This window comes from Microcoleus sp. PH2017_08_TRC_O_A, assembly GCF_020738665.1.
In the GTDB taxonomy this organism is placed as follows: Bacteria; Cyanobacteriota; Cyanobacteriia; order Cyanobacteriales; family Microcoleaceae; genus Microcoleus.
Map to the genome: position 1 here is coordinate 24,907 of NZ_JAEQCE010000089.1, position 10,479 is coordinate 35,385.

The 10,479-nt window shown below is 44.8% G+C and carries 11 protein-coding genes; 5 read left to right on the forward strand and 6 right to left on the reverse strand.

The window, feature by feature from the left end; all coding sequences use genetic code 11:
* Positions 1 to 100: 100 nt before the first annotated feature.
* The 3 genes from secF to JGK22_RS26210 all read right to left on the reverse strand — a co-directional run bounded on the left by secF (position 101) and on the right by JGK22_RS26210 (position 3,837).
* The gene (gene secF / locus JGK22_RS26200) at positions 101 to 1,069 is read right to left on the reverse strand and encodes a protein translocase subunit SecF (protein ID WP_293212619.1); all 969 of its coding nucleotides are present in this window, start codon (positions 1,067 to 1,069) and stop codon (positions 101 to 103) included.
* A gap of 181 nt (positions 1,070 to 1,250) precedes the next feature.
* A complete protein-coding gene (gene secD, locus JGK22_RS26205) occupies positions 1,251 to 2,660 on the reverse strand; it encodes a protein translocase subunit SecD (protein ID WP_293179803.1) in 1,410 nt (469 codons plus the stop codon).
* A gap of 193 nt (positions 2,661 to 2,853) precedes the next feature.
* Positions 2,854 to 3,837: an alpha-ketoacid dehydrogenase subunit beta gene (locus JGK22_RS26210; RefSeq protein WP_293179575.1), complete on the reverse strand. Its 984-nt coding sequence runs from the start codon at positions 3,835 to 3,837 to the stop codon at positions 2,854 to 2,856.
* 196 nt (positions 3,838 to 4,033) lie between these two features.
* On the opposite strand from JGK22_RS26210, the gene JGK22_RS26215 reads away from it, so the two are divergent.
* From JGK22_RS26215 to JGK22_RS26225, 3 genes are all read left to right on the forward strand, one after another.
* Positions 4,034 to 4,333: a Uma2 family endonuclease gene (locus JGK22_RS26215; protein WP_293193210.1), complete on the forward strand. Its 300-nt coding sequence runs from the start codon at positions 4,034 to 4,036 to the stop codon at positions 4,331 to 4,333.
* 67 nt (positions 4,334 to 4,400) lie between these two features.
* On the forward strand, positions 4,401 to 5,528 hold the full coding sequence (locus JGK22_RS26220; RefSeq protein WP_293179581.1) for a transposase: 1,128 nt from the start codon (positions 4,401 to 4,403) through the stop codon (positions 5,526 to 5,528).
* A complete protein-coding gene (locus JGK22_RS26225) occupies positions 5,525 to 5,866 on the forward strand; it encodes a Uma2 family endonuclease (RefSeq protein WP_325315049.1) in 342 nt (113 codons plus the stop codon). The genes JGK22_RS26220 and JGK22_RS26225 overlap by 4 nt, the downstream gene beginning before the upstream one ends.
* A 240-nt stretch (positions 5,867 to 6,106) precedes the next feature.
* Here JGK22_RS26225 and JGK22_RS26230 read toward each other — a convergent pair whose 3' ends face one another.
* Entirely contained in the window at positions 6,107 to 6,379 is a 273-nt protein-coding gene (locus JGK22_RS26230) for a type II toxin-antitoxin system HicB family antitoxin (protein ID WP_293179584.1), read from the reverse strand.
* 102 nt (positions 6,380 to 6,481) lie between these two features.
* A complete protein-coding gene (locus tag JGK22_RS26235; protein ID WP_293314091.1) occupies positions 6,482 to 7,912 on the reverse strand; it encodes an NACHT domain-containing protein in 1,431 nt (476 codons plus the stop codon).
* Positions 7,913 to 8,300: 388 nt separating this feature from the next.
* Between JGK22_RS26235 and JGK22_RS26240 the strand changes: the two genes are divergently transcribed.
* Positions 8,301 to 9,146, forward strand: a complete 846-nt coding sequence (locus JGK22_RS26240) for an SH3 domain-containing protein (RefSeq protein WP_293197259.1) — start codon at positions 8,301 to 8,303, stop codon at positions 9,144 to 9,146.
* A gap of 190 nt (positions 9,147 to 9,336) precedes the next feature.
* Here the strand turns inward: JGK22_RS26240 and JGK22_RS26245 are convergent, their stop codons facing one another.
* On the reverse strand, positions 9,337 to 10,062 hold the full coding sequence (locus JGK22_RS26245) for a M15 family metallopeptidase (RefSeq protein ID WP_293314093.1): 726 nt from the start codon (positions 10,060 to 10,062) through the stop codon (positions 9,337 to 9,339).
* A 94-nt stretch (positions 10,063 to 10,156) separates the two neighbouring features.
* On the opposite strand from JGK22_RS26245, the gene JGK22_RS26250 reads away from it, so the two are divergent.
* Positions 10,157 to 10,393, forward strand: a complete 237-nt coding sequence (locus tag JGK22_RS26250) for a hypothetical protein (RefSeq protein WP_293193207.1) — start codon at positions 10,157 to 10,159, stop codon at positions 10,391 to 10,393.
* Positions 10,394 to 10,479: the final 86 nt, after the last annotated feature.

Consider the following 10,479-nt stretch of genomic DNA (forward strand, 5'->3'; position numbering starts at 1 on the left):
CATGGGGAAATTGCAACGCGAGAACGTCCTAACCGTCTTGGCGCGGTTACAATAACACCAGTCAACAGCTCGATCGCTAATGACTGATGACCAACAATCGTTAAACTTCTTCTGATGGGTTAATTCCTTCTGCGGGGACGGCGATGGATTTGCCTGTACGACTGCGCCACCAAGCTAGCAGCGTGCTAGCAATGAAAATACTGGAATATGCACCAGCAATAAAGCCGACAATCAAGGCTAAAGCAAAGTATTTGAGGGTTTCGCCGCCAAACAAAAAGATGGAAAACAAGGTCAGCAGCGTCGTCATGGTCGTGTTAATTGACCTTCCCAGAGTCTGCATGACGGCATCATCGACAATTTGATCGATCGACTGTCCGGGATTTAGCTTGATTACTTCCCGCACGCGATCGTAAATTACCACTGTATCGTTAACAGAAAAACCGATAATTGTCAAGAGCGCAACCACAAATAAACTGTCAACTTCCACTCCTATAGCCAAACCCAACATTGAGAAAATGCCCAGGGTAATTAAGACATCGTGAAACAAAGCAACAAAAGCAAAAAAGGCATAATCTAACTGAAACCGGAACGTCAGATAAAGAGTAATGCCAGCAAAAGAAAGGAACAAAGCTAGCAAGCCGGAAGTAAATAACTGTTTGCCGAGAGTAGGGCCAACCGTATCAATTTGAATAGATTGAGGAGCAAAAGCGCCTATTTTATCGCTCAAAGCTGTTTGCAACTTAGTCCGCTGTTCGACATCCAAAGTTTTAGTCCGCAGGGACAAACCGCGCTGTTCTTTGCCGATAACTTGAATGCTGCTGCCGGCCAAACCTTGGGTGTCGAGGACTTGGCGGACAGCAGCAATATCGATGGGTTTACAATTTTCCGGTTTCGTGCAGTCGAGTTCAAATTGCAGCCGAGTGCCGCCGATAAAGTCCAAACTGGGGCGCAGCGGTGCGCGGATGTCGGGACGAGTCCAAGAAATCGCCATCGACACTATACCTGCAAGGATTATAGCGGCGGAAAGACTCCACCAGATCGATCGCTGTTTGATAACACTGAATTGCATAATTTCGCGGGAATTGGGAATTGGGAATTGGGAATCGGTAATCGGTAATCGGTAATCGGTAATTGCGAGTTGGAAATTGGTAATTGCGAATTGCGAATTAATTTACAACTGATTTTTAGCAATTTTTACTTAGCCAATCTTATCGATTACCAATTACCCATTACCCATTACCTACTAGCTATTAGCTATTAACTGTTTTCGACAAACCGGGACAAAACCACTCGGGTTTGCGTAATTTGGGAAAGCCCAAGACTACCAACATTAGAGTGCGACTGCAAGTAAGAGCAGTAAACATACTCACTGCGACGCCCAAGGCCAGCGTTACAGCAAACCCTTTGACTAAACCAGCCCCCAACCAGAACAAAGCAGCACAAGCAATCAGTGTAGTTACGTTGCCGTCTAAAATGCTGGAAAAAGCGCGGTAAAAACCTGATTCTACCGATCGATAAAGCGTCTTCCCCGCCCGCAACTCTTCCCGCGTGCGCTCAAAAATCAACACGTTAGCATCCACGGCCATCCCGATGCTGAGCACAAAACCAGCAATTCCTGGCAACGTTAATGTCACCCCCAACAGCACGAAAGCGGCCCAAGTTAACAAAGCATAAATTAACAGAGCAATATTGGCAATTACGCCGGGGAGTCGATAGTAGCCAACCATGAAAATCAAGACTAAAGTCAAGCCACCGATGCCTGCATTAATACTGCTTTGAATGCTGTCTCGTCCCAAGCTGGCACCTACTGTGCGGTTTTCAATAATTACGACAGGCACGGGCAAAGCACCGCCGCGCAATTGCACCGCCAAGTCATTAGCCTTCTGTGCTGTAAAGTTGCCCGAAATTTCGACATTACCGCCTGTGATACCTGTTTGTTTGTACTGATCGCTAACAGTCGCAGCACTAATGAGTTCGTTATCTACAAAAATGCCTAGGGTGAGGTTTGTACCAGCAATGCTTTTGGTCAATTCGGCAAACTTTTGGGCCCCCTCAGTATCGAACCGTAGCGCTACAGCATAGGTGTTGCCTAAGGAATTGGATGTGGCGAAAGCATCTTTGAGGTTTTTGCCGGTGATCTCGGTACGTTCGTAAAGGTTGGCGGTAAGCTGTTTAATGTCCTGATTCTTTTTGTCGATCGCAGCTTGGTTGTCTGCGATCGCCTTAGCATCTCCTTTTGCCTGCAACTCCTGCTGCTTTCCCAGCATTCCAGCAAGTTCCTCTTTCCTAACCTTCAAAAAAGCTCCTTCTTGCGGTGTCTCGCGCCGAAAATCTAGCTGTGCCGTACCGCCGAGTACCCGTTCCGCTTGTTGCGGATCGCTTACTCCAGGCAACTGAACCAGAATTTGATCGCTGCCTACGGTTTGTACAACTGATTCGGAGACTCCCAAACCATTAACTCGGTTTTCGATAATTCGCCTCACTGCTTCTAGATCCCGCTCTTCAATTTTCGGGATATCTTTGGTAGTTTTCACCTGAATTGTGAGTTGCGATCCTCCTTGCAAGTCTAATCCCAGCCGCGTCGGAATTGTTGCTATCACAGTAATAGCGGCTACGATCAAAACAAAAATTAGGGCTAATAATGAACGTTGTTTTTGCATACTTATAGTAGTTGACAGTTGACAGTTGACAGTTGGTGAGACTGTGGATTCCTGCACGGTTGAGGTAGTTGGCAGTTTACCAGGGACAGTAATTAGTTGGCAGTGGTAATTGGTAATTCGCAATTGGTAATTGGTAAGGGCAGCTATCAACTGTCAACTATCAACTGTCAACTATCAACTGTCAACTGACTATTTATACTCGCAAACCTACCATTTTTTGGACAGCTTCGACAATTTGGTTTGGCTGGACAATTGTCAATCTTTCCAAATTACCGTTGTAAGGTGTGGGAATATCTTGTGAAGACAGCCGCAAAACTGGTGCGTCAAGTTCGTCAAAATATCGATCGCAAATTGAGGCAATTAATTCAGCGCCGATGCCTCCGGTTTTCATGCACTCCTCTACAATAATTACTTTGTGAGTTTTGCGAATAGATTCGCCGATGGTGTCCATGTCGAGGGGTTTGAGAGAAATTAGGTCGATTACTTCTGGATCGAAACCTTCTTTCATGAGTGCCGGCAAGGCTTGCAGGACGTGGTGGCGCATCCGCGAATATGTCAAGATGGTGACATCTTTGCCCGATCGCACAATTTCCGCTTTATCTAACGGCACTAAATATTCTGTTTCTGGCAAATTTTCCTTAAGGTTGTAAAGCAAAACGTGCTCGAAAAACAGCACCGGGTTATCGTCGCGGATTGCTGATTTTAAGAGTCCTTTGGCGTTGTAGGGAGTCGAACAGGCGACAATTTTCAAACCCGGTACTGCTTGGAAATAGGCTTCTAACCGCTGGGAGTGTTCGGCGCCGAGTTGTCGGCCCACGCCGCCTGGGCCGCGAATTACCATCGGCATTTTGAAGTTGCCGCCGGAGGTGTAGCGCAGCATTCCGGCGTTGTTGGAGATTTGGTTGAAGGCGAGGAGCAAAAAGCCCATGTTCATGCCTTCGATGATCGGCCGCAATCCCGTCATTGCTGCGCCTACTGCCATGCCTGTAAAGCTATTTTCGGCGATCGGGGTATCGAGGACTCGGAGCTCGCCATATTTTTCGTAGAGGTCTTTGGTGACTTTATAGGAACCACCGTATTGACCTACGTCTTCGCCGAGTACGAATACAGAGGAGTCGCGGGCCATTTCTTCGTCTAGCGCCTCGCGGAGGGCGTTGAACAATAGGGTTTCTGCCATAGGAGGTGAAGCAATGATTGCAGGAGGTCAGATTAGAATCTTAACCTTTTGGGGGTGTCGGTGAGGATGCGATCGTACATTTGGCAGTTAAGACTGGAGATTTGGCCAACATATATCATAATATTTGTATTATGTCAATCAATATTTAAGTTAACTAGACAGGCGGGAATTCCCCCGCTCACAGCAGAGGAATATTATGTTCCAGACAAAAACTGAACTAACTCTGGAAGAGTTTCTCAGTCTCCCCGAAGGAGAAGGAGATATAACCTACGAACTTGTTGACAATCAAGCAGTACCGAAGATGTCACCGAAAAAATTTCATTCTCGCCTCACCAGAAGCCTGATAAAAATTCTCGAACAGTGGGGTGAAGAACGGGGAGAAATTGGTGTAGAATGGGCAGTTAAATTAACCAGAATGGGGCGAGATTGGGTTCCAGTCCCAGATTTTTTATATGTTTCTTACCGAGAAATTGGGTCTAAAGCCCCGTCCTTCTAGGACGGCTTTTTCTTAACTTTTCTTAATTTTTCTTGGGATTCTCCTGAATCCGCGATAAAATGCCAACATGAAAACCCTGAAGTTTAAGCTGTATCAACATAAGCGGAATAGATTTCTCAAGCGGTCAATTAACGCCGCCGGAGTGATCTATAACCACTGTATTGCCCTACATAAAAGGTACTACAGAATGTGGGGAAAACACTTAAACTGCTCTAAACTTCAAGCTCATATAGCTAAACTACGGAAGCGTAAACCTTTCTGGCAACGACTAGGCTCTCAGGCCGTTCAGGATATCTGTCAACGCATCGAGAAAGCCTATCAACTATTCTTTAAGCACAATAAAAAGGGAGTAAGACCGCCGGGATTCAAGAAAGTTAGAAGATACAAATCTTTTACTCTAAAGCAAGCCGGATACAAATTTCTCTTAGGCAACAGAGTTAGGATTGGAAATCAGGTTTATCAGTATTGGAATTCCAGGGAAATAGAAGGAACCGTTAAAACCTTAACTATCAAGCGATCGCCTCTAGGTGAACTCTTTATGATGGTGGTTGTGGACCCAGAAATAAGAGAACCCAAAATCAAATCCGAGACGAGTAGAATTGCTGGATTTGATTTTGGCTTAAAAACCTTCCTGACTATTTCCGATGGAACCCAAATTGAATCCCCTCAATTCCTCAAGCAATCCCTAAACAAGCTCAAGCAAGCCAGTCGCCAACATTCAAGAAAAGTTAAAGGGTCAAATCATCGAGAGAAAGCTAGAAAGAACTTAGTTCGTCAGTATGAAGATGTTTCAAATCGTCGTACTGACTGGTTCTGGAAACTAGCCCATCACCTCACAGATAGATTTGACATTTTGTGTTTTGAGACCTTGAACTTGAAAGGAATGCAACGTCTTTGGGGCAGGAAAATATCAGACTTAGCCTTTGGAGAGTTTCTCCAGATTTTAGAATGGGTGGCTCAGAAAAAAGGAAAAGCGATCGTTTTTATAGATAGATGGTATCCATCTAGCAAAACCTGTTCTGCCTGTGGTCATGTTTTAGAAAGTCTAGATTTATCGGTAAGAGAATGGCGTTGTCCATCTTGTCAATCTGTGAATGGACGAGATGAAAATGCTGCTAAAAATATTTGTGCGGTTGGGGCATCGACCGCTAAGTTAGGCTATGTTAGACAGGTTTTGCCTGCAATTGCTGTTTGACCTTAGAATCAAGAGTGCGTTTACGCCGGGGAGTATGTCAAGAACGCTTATCTCCAGACTGGAATCAAGATGAAGCCTGTCCTGTCGTCCCGGAATTAGTCATAGAAATTATTTCACCAGAACAAACTTTCGGTCAGTTAGCTGCGAAAGCGAGAAATTATTTGGATGCTAAGGTATTGCGGGTTTGGGTAGTTGATAGCAAGGCTAGAAGTATTACAGTTTTTTACCCCGATGCAGCACCGCAGACTTATATGGGAGATACTCTATTAAAAGATCCACTTTTTGATGGACTAGAATTTACTGCGGAACAGGTATTTAAGATGGCAAAAATACCATAATTTTTTTTGAATCAGGATTAGTGTGTGCTAGTTCACAAGCTATTCCATTGTTCTAGAGTAATTTGCCTATCTATAATCTCCTCAACCTCTCGAATCATCATCCGTAACTGAGGAACAGAATACTCGTCATTAGAAGGAATAGTTAAGCGATACTCATGATAAATCATAAACTGGTGCTTGCTTCCAGAAAAAGGGTCAGCTAAGCCTAGCTCTTGTAATTTCTGGATAAATTCTCGACGCTTACAAGGTGTCCAACGGCTCAAGGCTAGGCTCCTGATTTAAATCAATATTGTCAATTACGGGCAAACGGTGTCGCAATTTTAACCCTAGCAAAATCCAGTCTTCCAAAGTGGATCGCAACTCATTTTGACACTCTTTTAAAGTTGAGCCAAAGGCGATGACTCCCTTGCAAACAGGAATTTTGCCGACAAAGCTACGATCTTCAAGTTTGTCATACATAGCCTCAGTCATTGCTCGATCGACGTATTCACTCAGAATGAATTTTACAGTCATTGAGTTTTAGTTTCCTTTTGCTTGTCGAATATTTAGCGCTCGGGTATTTAGCTCTCCTTCACAGTTACATCTATTATATTTGTTTTTGTCAAGCTACTACATTTATATCTCAGCAAAATGCTTCTGCAACAAATCGTGAATAAATCGATAACGTCGATCGCCCGTTTTTTGCAGTAACAGTCGATCGCCCGCAGCATCCAGAAAACGCTGGTAATCCCAAGGAATATGACCGCTAGACCACAGCACGAGGCGCAATATCAAACTATCAATCGCCGGAATTGGCGGCAACACAGCACTAATTACCGCAGCCACAGCACCCGCAATCAATCCCCAAATCGAGCCGGAGACTAGGGTGGCGATTACTCCCAAAAATACCCAAATCAGCCCGCCCAACAGCTTAACTCCAAACTGATACTTGCGCTGTTCCTCGCCTGTTTGCAGCCAACTCGACGAGATGCGATCGAGGTAAAATTCTTGAATTCCTTGCTGTTCCATCTTTCTCGCCAACCATCCCAGCCAGCGGCGAATTTGTTCTGGCCGCAGTTCCTTTCCTCTGGGATACTGCTTGACTTCCCCAGTCATTTGGTGGCGGATGTAAGCAGTTAACAGATATTTGCGCTGTTCTTCTGTGGAAGTGATCCGCTTCCAAGATTCAATTAAAATATCATCGTAAGCCAAAGCCATCATGCTCAATAATAAGGGAGCTTTTGCTAATTTTAACAACTCCGGCTCCTTCTCTATGCTGTACCAAAGTTCGCGGCTTCTGGCTTCTAGGAGATAATTTTGAATTTGAGTTTCGCTCAGAGGTTTCAGCAAAACTGCTGCTTGCAGTTTAAATCTACTCTGGCAGTTTTTGTAAGCTTCAAAACTGCTGCACGCGACTAAATGTTTGGGTTGAAATTCGCTTTCAAGAAACTGATTGATTGCTTGAATGCAGCTATCTTGGCGGTGGGTTTCTACTTCGTCCAAACCGTCGAGGAGAGGTAGCAATTTTTGTTCGGCCAGCCATTTTTTGCCTACAGTGGTTGAGATGCCGTATTTGTACTGAAGCTGAACAATTAACCAATCTGCGATCGCCCCAGATTCTGCTTTCCACGATCTCAGTTCAAACAGCACGGGTATTGGTAAATTAGGATCTTGTTCGGCGCGCGAAACTAACACCAGAGCCAATTCTAGCAGCGTCGTGGTTTTGCCGGCACCCGTCGCTCCCAAAATGACTAATTTGCCGTTGGTGCGATCGAACACTTGAGAAATGCTAGCTTTGGCTGGAAGCCGAAAACTTGGACGATTTCCCGCTTTCACTTCCACATCCCAACAGCGGCTAACACCGACAGGCTGCGAATCTTGGCTGAGGTTAGCCAGCACAGCAGTATGCAAGGATTGCGATCGGCCGGCTTCGGCTTCCTGCTTCACCTCCGAAAGCAGTCGATCGCGAGGTGGTTGTAATTGGAAAGGAATAAATCTTGACATGACAACTAATAAACTAGACTTCTTGCAAAAATAGTTAGGACGCTGCTCAAAGCCATCCCACAAAAATCTTTTTTCTTGTGGGATGGGCTTCTAGCCCGTCCCAAAATTTGATTAAAAGGACTTTTGCAAGAGGTCTACTGCACCTCGCGCTGGATGCTTACGTTGCTAGAGTTGAGCACAATTGGCTCAGAGCAACAGTAGCATCACCACAGGTGTCAAGTATAGACGGACTAAAATTATTGTGACAATCATGAATGTTAAATTTTAGGAACTCATCCGGAAAGATGAGCCCTGATTAAGTATTTTCACTATAAATCCAATGGTGGTCGCCCGGAATTTCCCGGAAAAATCTTGATAAATCCGCCTAATTACGTATTTTCCCTATAACTTGACTGGCGATCGCGTCAATTCCGCAACCAAAAATATCAGTATAAATACAGAGGAGGTTTTTATGCCATTTACTTCTACTCAAATCATCATTACAGGCTTAGCAGGGCTAGCCACAGCCGTGGGTGTAGCTGCTGCAACTATACAGTCGGGTGCGATTCAACAATCCAATGTAGCCCTTCCAGAATCCCCAGCAGCAGTCAGAAACGAGATTTCACTCCTTCCGGCGAACAACCCCGAATCTGAACCAGCAGAACCTCTGCAAGTAGAAACCCAGCCTGCGGAAGCCCCCAAATCTCAACCTCAACCAGCCAAAAGTGCCGCACTTCAACCACCGCTAATCGCTGGATTCTCGCAGCAAAAAGTTGCCCCAGTAGTTGTCACACCGCCCAATTCCGGCTGTAAAATCAGTATGGCTGTAGTTAGCGATCCGAATCCACCGCTGAATGTGCGATCGCACCCGCAAGTAAACGACAGCAAAATAGTAGGAAAACTGAAAAATAATACCTTTGTTTCCATCGCAGAAGAACAAAATGGTTGGCTGCGAATTACCGAACCGCCCGGTTGGATTGCCAAAAATCGCACCGAAAGCAGTTGTTCTAATGTCAACCAGCAGATTAATTTTTTGACTGGGGGAGATGAAGCGATAGTCAAAGGTCGAATTATCGGCGGTGGAACTCATTCTTACAAGATTCGGGCTGCTAAAAATCAAACAATGACGGTTAAGAATCGGAAAGATGTTTTCCCACAAATTATCACTCCTAGTGGCAAACTTTTAGTAGAAGATCCGAATACACAAGGCAAGAAAACTGAGTGGACGGGCAAAATCCCTGTTACTGGAAATTACACATTTCAACTAGACTCAAATTTCCGTGGCTATGAATACGAATTTTATGTGCGAGTCCGATAAATTCCCAAGAATACCGGGCGGTTGAAACCGCGTCTATACAGACAAAACAAGCCGGACGCCGGTTGAAGAGTGGGCGGTGAAAATTACGTTAGCTTCTTCAGTCCGCGGAGGCGGACTTCCTTTGTGTAGACGCGGTTTTAACCGCCGTCTTAGTTTGTGTAGACGCGGTTTTAACCGCCGTCTTAGCTAATTAAGGAATTTCAGAAAGCGACACATCTAAAATCGCAAATTTCTGCCAATCTTCCGAATCAAAGTGCCACCATTCTGTGCTTATCCCGATAAATCCCTGTTTTTTCATCGCATCTTCAAGCGTTTGACGATTTTTCCGAGATTGAGCGCTGCCACCGTTGTAATCTCTGTGAGCTTTTTTGGTAAAATCGTCATAGGGCGTTGGCATCTCTAATTCTTTGCCAGTGCGATCGACTAAAGTCAAATCCACTGCCGCACCGCGATTGTGTCGCGAACCCCTAACAGGATTAGCAACATAGTTCGGATCTGGCAAAAACTCCCACATTTGCTTAGTCACAGAAAAAGGCCTGTAGCAATCGTAAACTTTCAAACCCAATCCGATTTTTTCTAAATCTGTTTGAACTAGGGCTAATTTTTGAGCAACAGAACTTCTCAAAGCACATTTTGCTACTGTATAAAGTTTTCGTTTCAAGAAATTGTTAGTAGTGGCGTAGCGGATATCAAGACGAATGTTGCGATTGACGGTGCGAATGTCAACAAGTCGCGCCCAACTAGGAAGTTGACTCATGAAAACGCTTTCAGGTGCGATCTGGTTTGATTCTGGTTGAGTAATTTGCACTTGTGGCGACTCCGTTGCGCGGACAAATATGGGATGGTGCAGACCGATCGCACATAGCAACACTAACATAAATGCGATCGGGTATTTTCCAAAACGTTTAAATTTCATAGCTATTCTGATGGCAAGTTTTAGAGAGTAGATTGAGGTCGTTCTTCTGTGGTATAATCAATATTATGATGTCACCGTGATAGCAGGGGAAACTATGAAAACTGCAATTTCACTTCCAGATTTAGTTTTTGAAGAAGCCGAGGCTTTGGCTAATCAGTTAGGATTATCACGCAGTGAGCTTTATACAAAAGCATTGCAGGCTTATGTAAGGCGACATAACCGCGATCGAATTTTGAGCAAACTAAATCAAGTCTATTCTGAAGAATCCTCTGAACTAGATCCAGTCTTGGCAAAGATGCAATTTATGTCCTTACCCCATGAGGATTGGTAATACCAAATTCGGGTTCGTTACCCTCCATCGATCGGCGATTGAATCGGCGATTGAAATCGCTTCTACACATACAAAGTCCGCCTCCG

What these genes read in the sequence shown, in the direction of transcription:
- secF (WP_293212619.1), bottom strand. Translation starts at nt 1,069, where the DNA reads ATGCAATTCAGTGTTATCAAACAGCGATCGATCTGGTGGAGTCTTTCC.
- secD (WP_293179803.1), bottom strand. Translation starts at nt 2,660, where the DNA reads ATGCAAAAACAACGTTCATTATTAGCCCTAATTTTTGTTTTGATCGTA.
- JGK22_RS26210 (WP_293179575.1), bottom strand. Translation starts at nt 3,837, where the DNA reads ATGGCAGAAACCCTATTGTTCAACGCCCTCCGCGAGGCGCTAGACGAA.
- JGK22_RS26215 (WP_293193210.1), top strand. Translation starts at nt 4,034, where the DNA reads ATGTTCCAGACAAAAACTGAACTAACTCTGGAAGAGTTTCTCAGTCTC.
- JGK22_RS26220 (WP_293179581.1), top strand. Translation starts at nt 4,401, where the DNA reads ATGAAAACCCTGAAGTTTAAGCTGTATCAACATAAGCGGAATAGATTT.
- JGK22_RS26230 (WP_293179584.1), bottom strand. Translation starts at nt 6,379, where the DNA reads ATGACTGTAAAATTCATTCTGAGTGAATACGTCGATCGAGCAATGACT.
- JGK22_RS26240 (WP_293197259.1), top strand. Translation starts at nt 8,301, where the DNA reads ATGCCATTTACTTCTACTCAAATCATCATTACAGGCTTAGCAGGGCTA.
- JGK22_RS26245 (WP_293314093.1), bottom strand. Translation starts at nt 10,062, where the DNA reads ATGAAATTTAAACGTTTTGGAAAATACCCGATCGCATTTATGTTAGTG.
- JGK22_RS26250 (WP_293193207.1), top strand. Translation starts at nt 10,157, where the DNA reads ATGAAAACTGCAATTTCACTTCCAGATTTAGTTTTTGAAGAAGCCGAG.